The sequence below is a fragment of the Bacillus sp. OxB-1 genome (genome assembly GCF_000829195.1).
In the GTDB taxonomy this organism is placed as follows: Bacteria; Bacillota; Bacilli; order Bacillales_A; family Planococcaceae; genus Sporosarcina.
Map to the genome: position 1 here is coordinate 513,240 of NZ_AP013294.1, position 19,759 is coordinate 532,998.

Here is a 19,759-nt window from a genome sequence, read left to right on the forward strand (position 1 = left end):
TAGTATATACAATTAATTTCCAAGGTACAAGGATAATCAAACAGACATTTGAATGTTATTTCAAGTAAGTGCCGATGACTCCTGTCAAATGCTGATAACCTCTCATAAGCAACGAACTCCGAAAAAACCGCCGACCCCAAAAATCCAACAAAGGTTTCTGTTAGAGATTTACTACACTTTTTCATATACTAAAAGAAAAGGAGGGATTCGATGTATAACAGAATATTATTGGCGGTTGATGGGTCGGAGAACTCGAAACGAGCTGCACAGCAGGCCGCCCATTTGGCTTCGTTGGTCCCCGGTGCAACTGTGGAATTGATTTATATCTTGGACTACGATCGAATCCGGGCGGATGTCATCCTGGATGCCAGCGCAGACGACTTGCACATTGACCGGAAAAATCGGATCGCTCCGATCGAGGACTTATTCAAGGAACAGGATATTTCATATAAAATGGTCATCAAACATGGCGAACCCGGCCCGACCATTGTCAACTATGCCAATGAAGGCCATTTCGATCTGGTCATTCTCGGAAGCCGTGGATTGAATGCGTTTCAAGAGATGGTGCTCGGCAGCGTCAGTCATAAAGTGGCAAAACGGGTGAAAGCACCTGTTTTGATCGTAAAATAAGAAAAAGGCTGTTACCCCGTCCATCGGTAACAGCCTTTTCCTCATTTCACGCTTTCTTCTTCCTTCTCCTCGCCATGCAGCACCTCATACAGTTCATCCTCAGCAGAGATGTCAGCCAATTTCACTTTCGATCGATAGGCCGCCCGAATGATGAGATGTCCTGCGACGGGTGCTGTCAAAAACACGAACACGATTCCCAACAGCAACCGGACACTGATGAAATGTTCGCTGAATAAAAAATATAGAAAAGCCCCGGATAAGGTCAGCAATACCGCCAGTGTGGAGCTTTTCGTCGCGGCATGGGACCTCGTATACACATCCGGTAATCGGATAAGCCCGAACACACTAATCACACTGGCAATCCCGCCTGTTAAAATTAAGACCGCGCCTATAAATTTACCGATCTCGTCTACGCTCAACGATAACACCCCTCTCAATAGATTTAGAGAAAGCGATCGTTCCGATAAACGACAAAATTCCTAAGATCAGAATGACTTCCAAAAAAGCTTTCGTGTTCATAATGACTGATATGACCGCAATCGTTGCAATCAGGTTGACTCCGATGACATCCAAGGCAATGACCCGGTCCGGCATGGATGGCCCAAGGATAATGCGCAAAACCGCAATCGCAATGGTAATCGAAAATAGCACAACGGATATTTTCAGCATGAGCTCAATCATCATCGAGTCACCTCCATAATCGCCTTTTCAAAATTCTTCAACTGTTTAATCAGTCCTTCGCGAGACTGTTCAACGTCCATCGCATGGATATAAAGCAAATTCCCTTCCGGCGCAACTTCCATCACGACCGATCCTGGGGTCAGCGTTAAGAGAAGCGAAAGCATCGTCACTTCCACATCACTTTGCAAAATCGTTTCATATTTGAAGATACCCGGTTTTATTTTCAACTTTGGGCTTAATATCTGTTTTAACACGATAATACTCGACTGCGTAAGCTCGGAAATGAAAATGAGCAGCAGTTTGAAAGATGAAAACAACCGACGCAAATAAAACTGAGTGCCGAAAAAACGGTGCATGAAAAAAATGATTCCAATCCCGACAAGAAAGCCGGCAAAGAAAGTCGTAAAATTTAGCTCGTCTTCATCCATTAAGGTCATCCAAAGAAATGCGATGAATAAATTTAATAGCAGCTGGGCTGGCAAGATCCGTCACCTCTTCTTTCCTGTCGTTTGGGGAAAACGTCACTTTCCGTGAACCATCTCAATCCAAAATGGCCTCGATATAAATCTCGGGGTTCATCAATGTTCTGGCGGCATCACTTACATACGGGGCAAGACCTTCCGCCCCGATCCCCAATGCGATGGTGAATACACCTAAAATCACCGCGGGAACTAGCAACCCTTTTCGAAGAGGCACATCATCATCTTCACTAATGATCGTTTCGCCCCAAAAACAGTTCAGAAAGATTCGCAGTAACGAATACAGGACAAAAATGCTTGATATGTAAGCAACGGCAAGCAAGACAAAAGAGCCTGCTTCAATTGCTCCTTGGCCGACGTACATCTTTCCAATGAAGCCGCTAAATGGCGGAATTCCGGTCAGGGATAACGTGGTGATAAAAAACAACCATCCCAGAACCGGATAGTTCCGGATCAGCCCACTCATTTCCTCTATTTTCGCAGTACCCGTCAAAGACACCAGTGTACCTGCAATAAGGAACAACAACGCTTTGATGATCATATCGTGGATGAGGTAATAAATAGATCCCTGGAAAGCCGCTTCCGTTGAAACAGCAAGACCTACTAGGATGAACCCGACGGAAATGACTACATTATAAGAAACAATCTGCCGGATGTCGTTATAGGCAATTGCTCCAATACTTCCGCCAATCATCGTCAACACCGCCATAATGCCAATAATCGTATGGGTAACTTCAGGTTCATGATAAAAAATCAGCGTGAAAACCCGAATCATCGCGTAAATTCCGACTTTCGTCAACAAAGCCCCGAACAAAGCGGCCACCGCTGTCGGAGGCGCACTATAGGAACCTGGCAACCAGAAGTAAAGAAGCAGTCCGGCTTTCAAACTAAAGACGATCAGGAAAATAATGCTGATCACGGTCAGCAGGGGGCCTTGTCCCACTTCTGCGATACGTACTGACAAATGTGCCATATTCAGTGTACCCACCGTACCGTAGAGATACGCAATCCCTAGAAGGAAGAACCAAGAGGATAGAACGTTGATGGCGACATATTTAATGGATTCGATTAGTTGTACTTTTCTTCCCCCAAGCGTAATAAGCACATAAGATGAGAGAAGCATAACTTCGAAACAGACAAAAAGGTTAAAGAGATCACCTGTCAAAAATGACCCATTGACACCTGCAAGCAGGAAAAAGATAAAGGGGTAAAAAAACATATGCTCATGCTTTTTGCCGATTGAAAAGAAAGCATGAAGAAGAATCGTTCCCGTCACAATAGCGGATGTTAACACCAACAGGACGGAAAATGAATCCGCTACAAATAGAATTCCGTACGGCGGCAACCATCCACCGAAATCTAGCCGTAAAATCCCTTCGGACTGGATACGGTCCAATACATACAGACTGACACCGACTACTGAGAGAATGGAAACAATGCTAAACACCCGTTGAACTTTCACATTCGATCGGAGGAAAACGAGTACGATTCCCGTCAGCAATGGAATGATCATAGGCAGAACAATACTGTTATTCATCTTTGAACCCTCTCAATGCATCGAGTTCGTCAAAACCAGTTTCTTTATATGTACGATACGCGAGTACAAGTAAAAAGGCCGTTACGGCGAAACTGATCACGATTGCCGTCAAAATCAGCGCCTGCGGAAGAGCGTCTGTATAACTATCGGCATTTTCACCCAACAGGGGGACACTCCCTTTCTTCAGTCCGCCCATCGTTATTAATAATAAATGAACAGCATGGGATAAAAGAGCAGTGCCTAGGATCACCCGAATTAAATTTTTGGATAGCAGCAAATAGACCGCAACTGTGACGAGCACTCCAACCAGTATCGTTATTAACGTTTCCATCTGCTACACATCCTCACTTATACTTAAAATAATGGTTACGACCACGCCCACGACCGTTAACGCTACCCCTGCTTCAAACAAAATAACAGTCGCCAGTTCCGTTTCCCCGAAAACCGGTAAATGGAAATGATCAAACGTCTGCGTCAGGAAAGGCGCGCCGAACAAGAGCGACCCGACACCTGTTCCGACTGCCAGGAAGACGCCAAATGCGGCAATCTTTTTGAAATCGAACGGAATCCCTTTATGGACTGTTTCTATATCATGCACCAGATAAAGCAGGACGAACGCGGAAGATAGGACAAGTCCGCCAATGAAGCCCCCACCCGGATTATTATGTCCGGATAAGAAGAGCTCCACCCCGAATGTCAAAATAATGAATACGACAATCTTTGTGACAGTCCGTAAAATGACATCATTGATCTTCAACATCACGCCCCCCTTTACCGGCTTTCAGCTTGATTAATGTAAAAACACCGATCCCTGCAAGGAATAGTACTACGACTTCAAGCATCGTATCGAACGCACGGAAGTCTCCCAATATCGTATTGACAATATTCTTACCCCCTGCAAGATCATACGCATCTTCAAAGTAAACCGATATCGACTCGAACATTTTATTGCCCTGTACGACAAGCGCTAGAACTGTGACGACAGTCCCCACTGAAATGGCGATCAAGCCATTGACCACTTTAGTGGCCCGGGCAGAGTTCTCCTTCTTCCAATCTGGCAGGAAATAAAAGCAAAGGAGGAACAATGCAGTCGTTACCGTCTCTACGACGATTTGAGTCAAAGCCAGATCCGGTGCACGGAATACAACAAACAAGATGGCGATAGAATAGCCAAGCACTCCATTCAAAATAATCGCGGTCTTGCGGGATTTTGCAAAAAGTATTGCGACTGCCGCAACCATCATGACACAGACGATAATGTATTCATTGACAGTAATGGAAGCATCATTCGATAGATCGATCGTCACCGACCCTGTCCAAAACAAGCCTCCGCCGATTGCAATGATGAAGAAAATGAAAATATAGGCGAAGTAGTCCCGGAGGTAACCAGTCATATACCTTCCGGTCAGGATCAACGCTCCCTGTTCACTTCGGTTCAACAGGCCATTGTATATTGAATCAAGGCTCCATCGCCTCGGCGCAATATTGTATATGCCCTTCCAATAATGGAGAAAGAAATAAAGGAGAAAGCCGACAGTGACGACACCGACCGTCATCCAAAACGCAGGATTCAAACCGTGCCACGCTGCGATTTCCGGTACCAATCCCGAGGCGTCCGCAAATGCCGGGAAAACCGCCATCATCGCAGGACGTAACAAATAAGAACCGATCAGATTTGGGAAAAAGAAAATACCGAGGACGAGCATCGCAAGGATAGAAGGTGCTATTAACATGCCAATCGGCGCTTCATGCGCTGGCCGGTCCAGCTTGTCCGGCTGGTGCTTCCCGAGAAAGGTTTGAAAGACGATGATCATGGAGTAGACAAACGTAAATACACTCGCAATCCAAGCAATGACAGGAAATAACATCCCCATTGAAAATATATCAAGATTTCGCACTTGTAAAACAGCTTCAAAAAACATTTCCTTACTCAGGAAACCATTGAACGGAGGTAGCCCAGCCATTGAGAAGCTGCCGATCATGGCAATGGTAAACGTCGCAGGCATAACTGACATGAGTCCGCCAAGCCTCCGGATATCTCGCGTGCCGAGCTCATGGTCCACAATCCCGACAACCATGAAGAGGGCCCCTTTAAACGTCGAATGATTGATGAGATGGAAAAGAGCCGCAAAAGTTGCCTGCGTATAAATAATGGAATCCGCACTGTAGCCTTCCCGAAGCGCTATAGAGCCGAAGCCCAGAAGACTCATGATCAGACCAAGTTGACTGATGGTGGAATACGCAAGCAATGCTTTCAAATCGGTCTGCTTCACCGCGTTAAGCGATCCCCAAAACAACGTGAAGATCCCGACACAGCTAACAGCATAAAGCCATGCCGCTTCCCCGCCGAATATAGGCGTAAAGCGAGCCACTAAATAAATGCCTGCCTTGACCATGGTCGCAGAGTGCAAATAGGCGCTGACCGGTGTGGGAGCTTCCATGGCGTCTGGAAGCCAAATATGGAAAGGAAATTGAGCCGACTTGGTAAAAGCGCCGAGTAAAACGAGGACCATTGCTGGCAAGAACAAACGATCATCGGTATATTGACCGATCGATGCAATAATCTCACGAACACTGAAGGAACCGGTCATCACAAAGAGCATGATAAAGCCGGCGAACATCCCAACCCCGCCAGTTACCGTGATGAGCATCGATTTTTGTGCACCGTAGCGGGATTTTTTTCGATGGTACCAGAAAGCGATCAACAGGAAAGAGGAAATACTCGTCAATTCCCAGAAGACATAGAGAACCATTAGGTTGTCCGAAAAGACAACGCCAAGCATCGCACCCATGAACATGAGTAAATAAACGTAAAAACGCCCTAATGATTCACGTTCCGATAAATAATATATGGAGTAAAGGATAACAAGCGCTCCCACCCCAGTAATCAGTAGGCCGAAAATGATACTGAGACCATCCAAATAGGTTGTAAAATTTATCCCGGCCGAATCTATCCAGTGAATCGTATGTATATATGCTTTTCCAGAAGCAACCTTAGGTATGAAACTGGACAACAAAAGGAATAACAGAAGCGGGACAATCAGAACAAACCAGCCGATATTCCGATTGTGGATCTGTTTATATATGAAAGGGACCAAAACTGCAGCTAAAAAAGGAGCAAAGATAGCCATCGTAATAATCAAATTTAAACCTCCAATATGGAAAGGACATGGAATTAGATAGGGGTACGAAAAGTAAATCCAAAAGGGTATTGAACCCATTTGGCGATAGAGTTAGAATAGAATCTATCCAAATCATGGCATGCTTGACTCACAGCGCCACTGACGAGATAATAGGTAGCCATAGGTACCATTTAAGAGGAACTCCGATGAGTTTACATTAAAAAGTATACACTAATTATCAGTCCGGGCACAGTATACAAGTTCCCATCAATTTCTTCTTGTCAAACTCATCGTTATCTTATATACTTTTATGGCTTGAAAAATGAAACTAATACTATTCAAGAGGTGACTACCGTCATGGGCAAAGTGAAAGGCCGTATGGACGAGAGTATTCTCGTCTGTGTCTACTACGGTCCAAATGGTGAACGTCTCATCCGGCGCGGACATAAAATGGCAAGTATTATGGACTGCCCACTGTATATATTGACTGTCGATCCACTTCCCCTCGATGATTTCGATGCCGAAAAATCCGAGTATCTGGAAAGCTGGAAACAATTGGCCGAAGAACTGGAAGTAGAAGAATTCATTGTACGGGACGATGAAAAACGTCCCACCGCAAAAGTGATTAAGGAAGTCGCACATCAATATAACATCACTCAAATTATTATCGGGCAAACTGCGCAGAGCAGATGGGAAGAAATCACCAAAGGTTCCTTCATGAATGTATTGTTACGCGAAATTACTTTTGTCGACTTTCATGTCGTTTCGGTTGCACGTTCCATCCGGGATGAAAGTGAAGGGTTATTCGAAAAAGGGGTACGGGCTTATTTGGTCGAGGATGGACCCAGCTTTCGCATCAACTTCACTCTTTCCAAGGATGTCCGCTTCGAGGGCATATTCTTCAAAGAGATCGGAACGGATTTCAACAACGGAATATTTAAATTCATGCACAATAACAAGATGTGCCAAGTGCCAATCATAGACGATCAAGTAGCCGACCCCTCTTTGATTAGTTGCAAGATCGAATGATACAGATGAACAGTCGGACGGCCCATCAGAAGGTCATCCGCCTGTTCTATTTCCACTATCAACTCTCCTCTCCGACTACTCTTCACCCACGATTTTTACTTCCAACTCCAATTCGATGCCGAATCGTTTCTTCACTTCTTCTTTCACCATGTTAATCGTCCGGATATAATCCGTAGCGGTCGCATTGTTTTTATTGATGATAAATCCGGCATGCTTCAAAGAGACTTCTGCGCCCCCATGCCCCTTGCCTTGCAACCCGCTATCTTGGATTAGTTTTCCGGCAAAGTATCCAGGCGGCCGTTTGAACACACTTCCAGCGGACGGATATTCGAGCGGCTGTTTGGACTCCCGCTGAAATGTCAGATCCGCCACTTTCGCGTCAATCTCTTCTTTATTTCCAACTGCGAGTTCAAAATCGGCAGACAACACATAATACCCTTTTTTCGCAATGATGCTTTGTCGGTAGCCGAGTTCAAGTTCATCTTTCGATAGAATTAACCGTTCTCCGGATTTTGTCAGGACGGTCACTTGCTTGATGACGTCCTTGACCTCGCCGCCATAGGCACCGGCATTCATCACCATGGCGCCTCCAACCGAGCCTGGGATGCCACAGGCGAACTCTAATCCCGTCAACGATTCTCGGGCCGCTTGCCTGGACACATCAATGATCAGTGCCCCCGCTTCCGCATGGACCTCCGACCCATCGATGCGGATGGCATTCAATCTGGAAAGATGAAGGACGATTCCTCGTACCCCCCCATCCCGAACGACCATATTCGACCCGTTACCAAGCAAAAGAAGGGGAATCTCCTGCCGGTGAGCGTATCTGACAATCGCTTCCGCTTCGTCCATCGTCCCGGGTATCGCCAATACATCAGCACAACCGCCGAGCTTCGTCATCGTATAATTGCATAATGGTTCATCTATCAAAATGTCGCCTTGTATGATTTCTTTCCGCAGATCAGTTACCCACTGATGCTTTGCCATCCACATACAGTCCTTTCCAATCAATACCTTTTCCTACTTCACGTGAAGACCCCACAGTCCCATCCAACGCCACACAAAAATAGCCGCAGTCCTCCGACACTTCAGCAGAAAATCGGGACACGCCGCGCCACTTGTCACTGTTACCAATCCATATAGGCCATTATACGCGATTCACTTCGGCTTAATCATCAGGTTGGATAGGGGCAGTATTTATTTTGGGAGATAAAAATCAACGTATGGAACGAACAATTTCAAACCTGGTTCAGGAGAGAGGTCTGCCCGTAAATGAGGAGGAAAAAGCTTTCACCTTTATAAGTATGCTTGGAATCCACTATTTTGACAAGGCATTATTCATTACAATTTTATCGCAATGGTGTTAATTCTTCAATTCAAGACATTCGAAATAAAGATGTAAATATTGTTATAGAAGAAAGTGGACATAAAAAAACGGACCTGAAATGGATACATGATCCCTTGGTCCGTTCGTTTCCGCTTTATTGACCTGAAGAGGATTCTTCCTCCGCCACTTTCTGCAAAGCGCCGGCAAACGCTTCCGTCGGCTGTGCCCCCGAAATGGCGTATTTCCGATTGATGACGAAGAAAGGGACCCCTTGGACTCCCAACTGCCGGGCTTCCATGATATCCGCTTGCACCTCATCCGAAAATTCATCCGATGCAAGCATTTCTGCAGCCCGGGTCCTTTCGATTCCCGCTTCTTCAGCGATGTTTAGGAGGGCATCTTCCGTACCGATCGCCTCGCCTAATACGAAATGGCCTTTCATCAGGCGTTCGGCCACCTCCGCTGCCACCCCTTCCCGCTCAGCAAGCTTGGCCAGTCGATGGGCATTCCACGTATTGGCCGGTCGCATCGCATCCACATCATATTGCAAGCCGACCGTCTTTGCCTGTTCGGCTACATTCTGCAACATCTGCTGTGCTTCTTGTTGGCTAATGCCGTATTTTTGCGCAAGTCCCGCCACTACCGATTCATCGGTAGACTCCGGTGCGTCGGGATCCAACTGATAAGCTTTGAAAACCACTTCAGCTTGAAGCCCCAATCCTGTTTCCTGCAACGCCTCTTCCAGCCGTCGTTTGCCGATATAGCAAAAAGGACATACATAGTCTGACCAGATTTCTATTTTCATTGGAATTCCACCTTTTTATTTCATTTTAAATAGAGACCGCTCGAACAACAATGTATATGCCTACCGAGTTGTGTTCAAAATGGGAAGGATCATACAGTTTCAGTTCAAATCTGAACGCTTCTGTTGTGTTCAGTGAAAAGTAAACGGAGGGTCGCTATGACTTCATTATGGCTGCAAACGGCTTATTCCCGAGATTCCTACCCGCCGCTCAGCAACGATATTGAATGTGATGTCTGTATTATCGGAGGTGGATTGAGCGGAATTGCCACAGCGTATTTTCTGGCAATGGCCGGGAAAGATGTCGTATTACTCGAAAAGGACTCCATTCTACAAGGGGCGACGGGCCATTCGACCGGAAAATTGACTGTCCAGCATGATCTCGTCTATGCCGATCTGCTGAAAAAGTTCGGAAAGGATAACGCCAGAACCTACTATAATACAAATAAAGAGGCGGTGGACTTTGGAAGAGCCATTGCCCGGGGGGATGAGTTGGTAGAATCCAATTCCATCCTCTTTGCCCAGACGAAACAAGGGACGTCCCGATTGCGGCGGGAAATGGAGGCCTACCAAGAACTTGGGTTCCCGGTAGATTTCGGGAAAGACTTCGAGTTGCCGCTTCCTTGCGAAGCCACACTGAAAATTCGAGGGGAGACGCAGATCCACCCGGTCCGGTTCGGACAACGGCTCGCCCAACTTGCTGTCGAAGCGGGCGCCCGAATTTACGAGAAGTCCGATGTGTTCGGCATGGATTTGGATAATCGCTACTTGGTTCTCACGTCACGGGCAGAGGTCCGTTTTCATGAGTTGGTCCTTTGTACACATTACCCTGTAGAAGCGATCCGGGGATTGCAAATCATGAAGCTGTCTGTCGACCGTTCATACATCGTCGCAACCGAAGCAGCCATGCCGTTGCAAGGGCAATACATTTCCATCGATTCGCCAAAACGGTCGGTCCGGACTGCCTACATTGACGGAAAATCCTACTTCCTCCTATCCGGGGAAAGCCACACAGCCGGAACGGAGAAAGAAACCGAAACGCATTATGATCGGCTGTACGAAGAAATCCAGGACGTCTACCAACTGCCCAAGCCGACTCATGCCTGGTCGGCCCAAGATCCGCAAACACCCGATATCATCCCGTACGCAGGAGCCATTTCTTCCAGCATACCCTATGTATACTTATGTACCGGATTTCGAAAATGGGGGCTTTCCAACTCCCTTGCGAGTGCCCGCATCATCAGCGACCGGATCCTGGGCCAATCCAATAAGGCGGCGGCCCTGTATTCCCCGGATCGGACCGGCTTCGGCTCTTTCTTCATGCAGGCTTTAAAAGTGAACAGTTTAGTCGTGAAAGAATTTGCAGGCGGGCATCTGACCCGGATCGGCAACCCGATCTGTACACATATGGGCTGCCGAACCCGCTGGAACGAAGGCGACGAGACCTGGGATTGCCCATGTCACGGCTCCCGATTCCGGAAAGACGGCTCCGTACTGGAAGGACCTGCGATGAAACCATTGGATTTGTGATTAATCCGAACTTCTCAAGCGGCGATGATCGGTTCAAAGATCCCGACTTGCAAGCAATAGTGGCGCGAGTGCAAGCAACCGATCATTGTAGGCAAGCAAAGTGGAATAGCATACAAGCAAACACCGAGCGAATGCAAACAATTTCTAGATGAACGCAAGAAAACCCCAATCCACCCCCGCATATTTAAAAACAAAAAAAGGCCATACCGGTTTTCCAATGGAGCCGGCATGGCCTTCTTCTTATTTAAGCGCCTCTGTCAAAACAGGAACGATTTGTTTTTTACGGGAAACAACGCCTTGCAAAGTCGCCTTGTTGTTGACGAGTTCGACATTGAATGCCGCAGCCGCACGTACGGCAGCATCCCCTAACGCCAAGACAGCGGAATCGTTATTCAGGATATCCGTCACGACGAATAAGAATAGATTCAATCCCTTTTCGGCAATGATACCTTCAAGTAATTGCTCCAACTCCGCTTGGCGGTCCATCACATCATTAATGTCGATCGCATTCACTTGGGCAATCTCCAATTTAATATCGCCGAGCGTGAATTCTTTCGCATCCAGTGTAACGAGATCCTCCAATGATTTATCGGTGAGATCAGCACCGGCTTTCAACATGGCCAGTCCATATTCTTCCGCATCCACTTCCGCAATGGCCGCCAATTCTTCGACAGCCGCCCGGTCTTCTTCCGTAAAGGTCGGCGATTTGAACAGGAGGGAGTCCGAAATTAGTGCAGACAGCATCAGACCTGCAATATTCTTCGGAATTTCCACGCCGTTCTCTTTGTACAGCTTGTTCAAGATAGTGGCTGTGCATCCGACCGGCTCTGCACGGTAATAAAGCGGATCGTTCGTCTGGAAATTCGCAATCCGATGATGGTCAACCACTTCCAATATTTGCACCAAGTCCAAATCATCGACACTTTGCTGCTTTTCATTGTGGTCAACGAGGATGACTTGATCCGCATAAGGTTTCGCCTTTTCGATTAAACGAGGCTCTTCAAAACCAAAATATTCGAGTGCATAAGCCGTTTCGCTTGTAACGGAGCCAAGGCGCACCGCTTCCGCATCCATCCCTAATTGTTGTTTCAGATAAGCATAGCTGATTGCTGAACTAATCGAATCCGTGTCCGGGTTCTTATGTCCGAAGACCAATACTTTTCCCATGGTACCTGTTCCCCCTACTCCAATATAAGTTCGCATTTATTTTATCACAAAGACGGCTCGAATAATAAGGCGGCTAACTCATCTTTATTGACGAGTAAATCGGCTATCGTATAACTATCAAGTACCGCCAAGTACGCATTCATCGCCTGGGCCAACGCGCCTTTCAAACGGCATGCGGGAGCGATGACGCATTTCGTCGACCCGGGTACGAAGCAATCGACCAGATGGAAATCGTCCTCCGTCTTCCGCACCAGTTCACCGACATTGATCTGATCCGGTTCGACATTCAAACGGATTCCGCCTCCGCGGCCTCGGATTGTTTCGATGAGACCCATTTTCCCCAATTCATGAGCGACTTTTGTCAAATGGTTTTTTGAAATCTTATACGCATCCGAAATTTCCTGGACCGTTGACAACTCTCCCGTTTCCTTTGCCCCGAGATAAATCAAGAGTCGCAATGAAAAATCTGTATACATGGTCAAACGCATAATCTCACCGCACTTTCTAATACTATTATAACGCCTTCCGTCCAGGCATTGAAGGAATGTAGCTCCAAGATGTGTCAAAAAATCGAAGGGAATGTGTCAAAGTTTCTAACACTATTTAAAGTTATATATTTTATATAGCTTTAAACAAAAAAAAGGTTTATTGTTGAATCATACAAAACAAGAAAGGTTGTGCACGCAATGTTATCTCAAGAAACAATCGACATTATCAAATCGACTGTGCCTGTATTGGAGCAGCACGGAAAAACGATCACAACTGTATTCTACAAAAACATGTTTAATGAACATCCAGAACTTCTGAACATCTTCAACCATGCAAATCAATCTCAAGGCCGTCAACAAACAGCTTTGGCCAACACGGTCTATGCGGCAGCGGCTAATATTGACAATTTGGGTGCCATCATTCCGGCTGTTGTACAAATTGCACATAAACACAAATCCCTTGGCATTACGGCTGACCAATATCCGATTGTCGGCTACCATCTCCTCGGCGCCATTAAAGAAGTGCTCGGGGATGCAGCAACTCCGGAAATCATCGCTGCTTGGGGCGAAGCGTACGGCGTGATCGCCGACGCATTCATCGGCATCGAAAAAGAAATGTACGACGCAGCGGAACAAGCGGATGGCGGTTGGAGAACATTCAAAGAGTTCACGATTGCGGATAAAGTGGAAGAAAGTGACGTCATCACTTCGTTCTACCTCAAACCGGCCGATGGCAAAAAATTACCTTCTTACAAACCAGGCCAATACATTACGGTGAAAGTAAAGATTCCTGGTGAGGAATACACATTGAATCGCCAATACAGCTTGTCTCAAGCGGAAAATGAAGAGTATTTCCGCATCTCGGTCAAACGGGAAGACGAATGCCAACCAAACGGAAAAGTATCCGTATATTTGCACCGACAAGCAAACGTCGGCGACACATTGGAAGTAAGTGCGCCTGCTGGGGATTTCTATCTCGATACGAAAAGCGCAACTCCAGTCACATTGATCAGTGGCGGCGTCGGTGTCACACCGATGATGGCCATGTTCGAAACGATTGCGAAAACAACACCGGAACGTCCGGTTGCCTTCCTGCATTCCGCCCGTACACGGAAACACCAAGCTTTTGACACGGATGTCAAACGATTGACCGCTTCTATGAAGGATGCGAAATACGCTGTTCTTTATTCAGAAGAAGGGGATGGATTCATCAACCGGGCATTCTTGGAAGCGAACGTATTGGAAGGCGGAGACGTCTATGTCTGCGGTCCGACTGCCTTCATGCAAGCCGTCATTACGGAATTGTACGCGATGGGCATCCCGGAAGAAAAAGTCCACTTCGAATTCTTCGGCCCAGCCGTCCAACTCGAATTGGCTCACGCATAATACGAAAAACGCCGTTCCCCAACTCGGAGGACGGCGTTTTACTATTTCACTTTTTTTGCAACTACCGGGTAGATTTGTTCGGTAGCCGGAAAGACGCGAAAATTAATGCTCCGACGAGGAACAATCCCAAATAGCCAATAAGCGGGTAGAAATAAGCAACGAGTTTCGTAAAACCGAAGAAGCTCAGGGCGAACCCGGTGACAAGTGAGATAAGGACAAAAGGGCGCGCCCCGAACGCGTAGAACATGCTGACGGCCGTATTGAAAATCATGCCGTACAGAACGAGCGACATAAGACGGGATACATGGGCCTGTATCAATAAAAAAACCTCGACAGCCGCAGCTATCAAGGTTTGTCATTTATGCTATTGTCATTTTCCTTCCAATAGTTTCAATGATTCCCGGTTAAACGCCGGGATGTCTTCGGGCGTCCGGCTCGTCACCAATTGATTGGAACAAACGACCACTTCTTTGTCCATATACTTCGCTCCTGCGTATTCCATATCTACCTGGATCGACTTATATCCTGTGGCTCCCCTGCCTTCCAACGCCTTAGCCGTGATAAGCAGCTGGGGTCCATGACAAATGGCGAAGACAGGCTTCTTCTCATCCATGAACTGCTTGGCGAACTGAACAAAACGGTCATCCGCCCGCAACTGGTCCGGTGAAAAGCCGCCCGGAATGAATAGTGCATCGTAATCATCCGGCTTCGCTTCATCAATGCCATGATCGATTTTCACGGTCGCATCACCCTGCTTGCCTTTCACTTCCTTGCCCGCCTCTTTTTCAATCGTTTCCACTGCATGCCCGGCATCCCGGAATGCTTTCGCAGGCTCCGTAAATTCCGAGTCTTCGAACAGATCTGTAATGAGCGTTGCAATTTTAGCCATGTTGTCGAAACACTCCTTTTCTGAAATGAAGGTCCATTGCTACTATTCCACGGATGGGATTTTCTAAACCTACGGCCGATACTTCGAAACGAAAGGATTATCTTTTTCATAGAAGCGCCAGGGATAATGGACCGCCTCACCCGAATTTCCAATCCCGACTCGAGGTCCCGCCTCAATTTCCGAAGAGCCCGGCCCTTCGGCAATGAACAGCGGTTCCTCACCCCAATGATGGCCATAATACCGCATCGTCACGCCAAGCGCCTTCGACAATTTCCCCGGACCATTTGTCCAATCGGTCATTTTCAGGTGACCGCCCCGTCTATCCTCCATCAGTTCCTGACCTACTACGGGTTCCGCGGCACGCAGGAGGACGGCATGGGGTGTGCCAACCGGTCCTGCCACCACATTCATCAGCGTATGCGTATGCATTTGATACGTATAGACCAAACCAGGCTCCCCGAACATGATCTCCGTACGCTTCGTCCGGCGATTGCCGAAACTATGTGCCGCCCGATCTTCCGGACCATGGTACGCCTCCGTCTCTACAATGCGGGCGACAATCAATCCTTCCTCCGATTCATGCACAATATATTGTCCTACCAAACGATACGCCAACTCCAACACAGGCTCTTTGAAAAATGAATCCGAAACCGGTTTGTACAACGTCCTCCTCCTCTCTCCTTTACTTTATCCGTAACAAGGACACCCTACACATGAAGTTAAGTCAATCCTTGGCCTTGCGCAAATTCCCGATAGAGCGCATGGTGGCGGTACAACTCTTCATGTGTCCCCCTGCCGGTGATTTCTCCTCTTTCCAAGAAGATCAATTGATCTGCATGGATGATGGTCGCCAGACGATGCGCGATGACGAGAGTCGTTCGCCCTTCCATAAGCCGGGCGAGCGCTTCTTGTACATGGATTTCCGAACCGCTATCCAAATTGGAGGTCGCTTCGTCCAGTAGCAAAATTTCCGGATTATAGAGCAAAGCACGAGCGATGGCGACCCGCTGCCGTTGCCCACCTGATAGCTTCATGCCCCGCTCGCCGACCAGCGTTTCAAACTGGTCGGGCATCGCTTCGATAAAATCCAGTGCGTTCGCCGCTTCCGCTGCATTTCGGACTTCTTCCGCAGAAGGGCGACGTTCCAATCCATATGCAATATTATCGAGAATTGTTCCGCTCAATAGCGGACTCTCCTGGGAAACGTAACCGATTTTTCTCCGCCATTCCGACAAGGCGATCTTATCAATCGGCATTCCGTCTATCGAAATTACTCCTTCCACGGGAACGTAAAACCTTTCCAACAATGAAAAGAGAGTCGTTTTCCCGCCGCCGCTCGGTCCGACAAAGGCCGTAACTGTTCCCGGACGCACTTCAAACGAGACATCCGATAACACCGGCCTCCCCGTTTCATAGGAAAATGAGACATGGTCAAATCGGATATTCCCTGACGGAACAGCAGCTTGTCCTTCCGCCCGCTCGCTTGGCAAGCCCAGAATCGTCTGGATCCGTTCCGTCGCCCCGACCGCTTTCTGGAAAGAAGTGAAAAACTTTGCCATCTGCGCAAACGGCACTATGATCTGAAACATGAAGAAAATGATCGCCACAAGGGTTCCTGCCGACAGAGCACCCCGCGACACTTGGGCACCGCCATATCCGAGGATCACGACAAGGATGCTCATCATCATCAATGTCATCACTGGTGAAATGACGGCGTGGATCCTCGCCTCTTTCAAACCGAAGCCGAAAAGCGACCGGATTGCCTTGCTGCCCTTCTCCGCTTCGAACGGCTCCGCCCGATACGTCTTGACGAGGCGGATATCGCCTAAAACCCGGCCTAGATGGCCCGAAAAGGACGCCATTTCCGCCTGCGTCGCCTTCGCCACTTTGTGCATAATCCGGCCAAGCGGAAACATGATCGCCATGCTGACCGGAATGCTGACCAGCATAATCAGGGTCATTTTCCAATCGAGCACGAACAGAATGATGATGGAACCGACAATCGAAATCAGCCCGGATATGAAGGTGACGAGATGATTCGTGACCAAGTCTTTCAATGTCGTCGTATCCTGAGTGATCCGGCTCATCGTTTCGCCCGTTTCATTTGCATCGAAATACGGAACCGGAAGGCGGAGCACTTTATTCCACAACCGACTTCGCAGATCAGCGACAATCGTCTCGCCGATGTACGTCAATAAATAATACGAGACACCTCCGGTCACCGCTTGAATGATGAAAATGATGAACAGCAACGCCGCCGTTTTCCAGTTGAACAGGGCGCTGGACAAGGTATCGACCAAATCCCTCGTAATAAGCGGGATGACAAGTGCAGCCGCCGTTTCCAACAATGAAAGGAGGAGTGCCACAACCGCAACCCCGATCGGCCACTTCAACCCTTTCAAGAGACCGAAAAACTGCTTCGTCGCCCCTTTTTGCATCGGTTGGTTTTTCATCGGATCACCTATTCTTTGCTTTTCATTTCTGCTAAAATGCGCCCGATTTCCAGCCAATCTGCTTCCAAATCCGGCCGATGCGAAGGCCGATAAAAGATGGAAGCCGGATGGAATGTCGGAACGATTTTATAATGTTTCTTCGTCCACTGGAAAGTGCGGTCCTCAAGTTCATGCAAATATTGGACGGGACGATCCAACAATTGTCCATGAAGCTCGGTCACTTTCGCCGATTTCCCGAGCAACCGTTGCAAGCCCACGTTGCCAAGGGTGACAATCAGTTTCGGCTTGACGTTGACGAGTTCATAATCAAGGACAGGAGCATGGGCCAAAATCTCTTTTTGCGTCGGCGGCCGGTTGTATTTCCGCTCCGTCATGGTCCCGTCCCGCTCTTTCTTTGTCCCCCAGCGATACGGACGGCTCCGGACAGAGCTCGTAATGTATACATCTTCGCGTGTCAATCCGATCGTTCCCAGGGATTTCATCAATTCCTTGCCGGCCCGGCCGATAAACGGGATGCCATCGACAATCTCAAACTCCCCAGGCGCTTCCCCGATCAACATCAGCTCGGGATGTTCCGGCCCTTCCCCATAGACAAACCCTTCCACCGGAAACCCTTCAATCCGCCGCTTGCCAAGATCTGCAATCGACTCTGGTATGCGAAACATCCGAGCACCCCTTTCTTTTTTTCATTTTAACAAACTATGGCGTTGCGCCTAACAGAAAGGCCTTGTACGCAAGATGACAAAAAGAGGCCCTCCATATCGGATAGCCCCTCATCATTCTTTTCTTTTAAGCGTCAGCACTGTTCCGCCTTTTATGTTCCTGGCATCCCCTCCGCTCCATACCTAAAAAATAAACCAATCTTCATAAGAAGACTGGTCCAATGTTATTCCAATTCCATCTGTTTCGTTTCCGTCCCTAAAAACACGACGGCCAACACACCAATGACGATGGCGCCGCAGAAGATGCCGAAGATTGTTCCGAAACCGTAATCTGCGGCGAGGAGCCAACCGACGAGCAGCGGTCCGAAAATGCCGCCGATTCGACCGACAGCAGCCGCCATGCCGGAGCCAGTCGCGCGGATAGCGGTCGGGTATTGTTCCGGCGAATACGCATAGAGGGCACCCCATGCACCCAAGTTGAAGAAGGATAGCAATGCCCCTGATAGCAGAAGCATCGCGAGGGTATCCGCATTCCCGAAAGCAAGTGCACTCGCGGCGGTTCCAAGCAGATAGGTCGCCAAGACGAACTTCCGGCCGACTTTCTCAATGAGCCAAGCCGCGGTAAAGTAGCCCGGCAACTGGGCAAGTGTCATGAGCAGGACATAACCGAAGCTCTTGATCATACTAAATCCTTTCAAGACCATGACACTCGGCAGCCAAAGGAACATACCGTAATAAGAGAAGACGACCGTGAACCAGACAATCCACAGCATCATAGTCCGACGTGCATACTTCTTCGACCAGATGCCTTTCATTTTGGACATGATCGTTTCCTTCGGCTTCCCTTCTTGTTCGAATTTCGGGGAATCAGGTAAGTTCCGTCGGAGGTAAATGGCGTAAAATGCAGGTAACGCGGTAATGACCAGCGCAATCCGCCAACCGTAATCCGGAATGATGAAATAGGCGATCAACGCCGACAGCAACCAGCCCGCCGCCCAAAAGCTTTCCAGCAGGACGACAACCCGTCCACGCTCTTTCGCGGAGACGCTTTCCGACACTAATGTGGAAGCGACCGGCAATTCACCGCCAAGTCCCGCCCCTACTAAAAATCGCAATACGAGGAAGGCGGCCAATGTAGTCGTGGCCGCTGATAATCCGCTCGCTACCGAAAACAGGACAAGCGTCAGCATGAAAACCTGTTTTCTCCCAATCCTGTCGGCCAACAAACCGAAACAAAATGCACCGACTGCCATCCCGATCGAGTTCACACTGCCGATCCAGCCCATTTCGGAAGGCGATAATTGCCAATCGACCGCAATGGCTGCAATGACGAAAGATAAAATCCCAACATCCATTGCATCGAACATCCAGCCTGTCCCGGCAATCCCTAATAATTTATTGCGAGTAATCGTTTGCTTCCCAGTTGCCATATATATCTGCCTCTCGTTGTATATTCTGATGTAAAGACAACTTAACTATACGACAATTGTCGAGTCTTCACAATGCCCACACTGAAAAAAATAATTCTTTTCGTCCTGCGTCGGGGAGTGTATCGAGGTTTCGGGGATACTTTGCGA

The 19,759-nt window shown here is 48.0% G+C and carries 21 protein-coding genes; 4 read left to right on the forward strand and 17 right to left on the reverse strand.

Annotated elements, in window-relative coordinates; translation table 11 throughout:
- Positions 1 to 210: 210 nt before the first annotated feature.
- Positions 211 to 630 (forward strand): universal stress protein, encoded by a 420-nt coding sequence (locus tag OXB_RS02720; RefSeq protein WP_041071680.1) that lies wholly within the window; start codon positions 211 to 213, stop codon positions 628 to 630.
- Between the two features lie 41 nt (positions 631 to 671).
- On the opposite strand, the gene OXB_RS02725 is transcribed toward OXB_RS02720, so the two are convergent.
- From OXB_RS02725 to OXB_RS02755, 7 genes are read right to left on the reverse strand one after another with little or no spacing between them, the layout of a single operon-like run.
- A complete protein-coding gene (locus OXB_RS02725; protein ID WP_041071683.1) occupies positions 672 to 1,049 on the reverse strand; it encodes a Na+/H+ antiporter subunit G in 378 nt (125 codons plus the stop codon).
- Positions 1,027 to 1,311 (reverse strand): Na(+)/H(+) antiporter subunit F1, encoded by a 285-nt coding sequence (locus tag OXB_RS02730; RefSeq protein ID WP_041076197.1) that lies wholly within the window; start codon positions 1,309 to 1,311, stop codon positions 1,027 to 1,029. Before OXB_RS02730 ends, OXB_RS02725 begins: the two co-directional genes overlap by 23 nt.
- Positions 1,311 to 1,793 carry a Na+/H+ antiporter subunit E gene (locus tag OXB_RS02735; protein ID WP_041071686.1) on the reverse strand — a complete coding sequence of 161 codons (483 nt, stop codon included), beginning with the start codon at positions 1,791 to 1,793 and terminating at the stop codon, positions 1,311 to 1,313. Before OXB_RS02735 ends, OXB_RS02730 begins: the two co-directional genes overlap by 1 nt.
- Positions 1,794 to 1,851: 58 nt before the next feature.
- Positions 1,852 to 3,327 carry a Na+/H+ antiporter subunit D gene (locus tag OXB_RS02740; RefSeq protein ID WP_041071689.1) on the reverse strand — a complete coding sequence of 492 codons (1,476 nt, stop codon included), beginning with the start codon at positions 3,325 to 3,327 and terminating at the stop codon, positions 1,852 to 1,854.
- The gene (locus OXB_RS02745) at positions 3,320 to 3,658 is read right to left on the reverse strand and encodes a Na(+)/H(+) antiporter subunit C (RefSeq protein ID WP_041071693.1); all 339 of its coding nucleotides are present in this window, start codon (positions 3,656 to 3,658) and stop codon (positions 3,320 to 3,322) included. The genes OXB_RS02740 and OXB_RS02745 overlap by 8 nt, the downstream gene beginning before the upstream one ends.
- 3 nt (positions 3,659 to 3,661) lie before the next feature.
- Positions 3,662 to 4,084: a Na(+)/H(+) antiporter subunit B gene (locus OXB_RS02750; protein ID WP_041076199.1), complete on the reverse strand. Its 423-nt coding sequence runs from the start codon at positions 4,082 to 4,084 to the stop codon at positions 3,662 to 3,664.
- Positions 4,071 to 6,458 carry a Na+/H+ antiporter subunit A gene (locus OXB_RS02755; protein ID WP_231860384.1) on the reverse strand — a complete coding sequence of 796 codons (2,388 nt, stop codon included), beginning with the start codon at positions 6,456 to 6,458 and terminating at the stop codon, positions 4,071 to 4,073. Before OXB_RS02755 ends, OXB_RS02750 begins: the two co-directional genes overlap by 14 nt.
- A gap of 348 nt (positions 6,459 to 6,806) precedes the next feature.
- Between OXB_RS02755 and OXB_RS02760 the strand changes: the two genes are divergently transcribed.
- Complete coding sequence (locus tag OXB_RS02760) at positions 6,807 to 7,478, forward strand: universal stress protein (protein ID WP_041071698.1); 672 nt, start codon at positions 6,807 to 6,809, stop codon at positions 7,476 to 7,478.
- A 75-nt stretch (positions 7,479 to 7,553) separates the two neighbouring features.
- On the opposite strand, the gene murB is transcribed toward OXB_RS02760, so the two are convergent.
- Together murB and OXB_RS02775 are read right to left on the reverse strand one after the other, a co-directional pair.
- Complete coding sequence (gene murB, locus OXB_RS02765; RefSeq protein ID WP_041071701.1) at positions 7,554 to 8,465, reverse strand: UDP-N-acetylmuramate dehydrogenase; 912 nt, start codon at positions 8,463 to 8,465, stop codon at positions 7,554 to 7,556.
- A 494-nt stretch (positions 8,466 to 8,959) separates the two neighbouring features.
- Positions 8,960 to 9,610 (reverse strand): DsbA family oxidoreductase, encoded by a 651-nt coding sequence (locus tag OXB_RS02775; protein ID WP_041071703.1) that lies wholly within the window; start codon positions 9,608 to 9,610, stop codon positions 8,960 to 8,962.
- 156 nt (positions 9,611 to 9,766) lie between these two features.
- Here OXB_RS02775 and OXB_RS02780 point away from each other — a divergent pair, with 156 nt between their 5' ends.
- Complete coding sequence (locus tag OXB_RS02780) at positions 9,767 to 11,137, forward strand: FAD-dependent oxidoreductase (protein WP_041071705.1); 1,371 nt, start codon at positions 9,767 to 9,769, stop codon at positions 11,135 to 11,137.
- Positions 11,138 to 11,377: 240 nt separating this feature from the next.
- Here OXB_RS02780 and OXB_RS02785 read toward each other — a convergent pair whose 3' ends face one another.
- Both OXB_RS02785 and OXB_RS02790 read right to left on the reverse strand, forming a co-directional pair.
- The gene (locus OXB_RS02785; protein ID WP_041071707.1) at positions 11,378 to 12,304 is read right to left on the reverse strand and encodes a manganese-dependent inorganic pyrophosphatase; all 927 of its coding nucleotides are present in this window, start codon (positions 12,302 to 12,304) and stop codon (positions 11,378 to 11,380) included.
- A 44-nt stretch (positions 12,305 to 12,348) separates the two neighbouring features.
- Positions 12,349 to 12,792 (reverse strand): Rrf2 family transcriptional regulator, encoded by a 444-nt coding sequence (locus OXB_RS02790; RefSeq protein WP_041071709.1) that lies wholly within the window; start codon positions 12,790 to 12,792, stop codon positions 12,349 to 12,351.
- A gap of 198 nt (positions 12,793 to 12,990) precedes the next feature.
- On the opposite strand from OXB_RS02790, the gene hmpA reads away from it, so the two are divergent.
- Positions 12,991 to 14,178 (forward strand): NO-inducible flavohemoprotein, encoded by a 1,188-nt coding sequence (gene hmpA, locus OXB_RS02795; protein WP_041071711.1) that lies wholly within the window; start codon positions 12,991 to 12,993, stop codon positions 14,176 to 14,178.
- 61 nt (positions 14,179 to 14,239) lie between these two features.
- Here hmpA and OXB_RS02800 read toward each other — a convergent pair whose 3' ends face one another.
- From OXB_RS02800 to OXB_RS02825, 6 genes are all read right to left on the reverse strand, one after another.
- The gene (locus OXB_RS02800) at positions 14,240 to 14,497 is read right to left on the reverse strand and encodes a hypothetical protein (RefSeq protein ID WP_197539997.1); all 258 of its coding nucleotides are present in this window, start codon (positions 14,495 to 14,497) and stop codon (positions 14,240 to 14,242) included.
- A 51-nt stretch (positions 14,498 to 14,548) separates the two neighbouring features.
- The gene (locus tag OXB_RS02805) at positions 14,549 to 15,067 is read right to left on the reverse strand and encodes a type 1 glutamine amidotransferase domain-containing protein (RefSeq protein WP_041071715.1); all 519 of its coding nucleotides are present in this window, start codon (positions 15,065 to 15,067) and stop codon (positions 14,549 to 14,551) included.
- Positions 15,068 to 15,136: 69 nt separating this feature from the next.
- On the reverse strand, positions 15,137 to 15,730 hold the full coding sequence (locus OXB_RS02810) for a DNA-3-methyladenine glycosylase (RefSeq protein WP_041071718.1): 594 nt from the start codon (positions 15,728 to 15,730) through the stop codon (positions 15,137 to 15,139).
- A gap of 56 nt (positions 15,731 to 15,786) precedes the next feature.
- Positions 15,787 to 17,520: an ABC transporter ATP-binding protein gene (locus tag OXB_RS02815; RefSeq protein ID WP_041071719.1), complete on the reverse strand. Its 1,734-nt coding sequence runs from the start codon at positions 17,518 to 17,520 to the stop codon at positions 15,787 to 15,789.
- 8 nt (positions 17,521 to 17,528) lie between these two features.
- Positions 17,529 to 18,185, reverse strand: a complete 657-nt coding sequence (locus OXB_RS02820) for a uracil-DNA glycosylase (RefSeq protein ID WP_041071722.1) — start codon at positions 18,183 to 18,185, stop codon at positions 17,529 to 17,531.
- A gap of 221 nt (positions 18,186 to 18,406) precedes the next feature.
- Positions 18,407 to 19,612 carry an MFS transporter gene (locus tag OXB_RS02825; protein ID WP_041071725.1) on the reverse strand — a complete coding sequence of 402 codons (1,206 nt, stop codon included), beginning with the start codon at positions 19,610 to 19,612 and terminating at the stop codon, positions 18,407 to 18,409.
- Positions 19,613 to 19,759 lie beyond the last annotated feature (147 nt).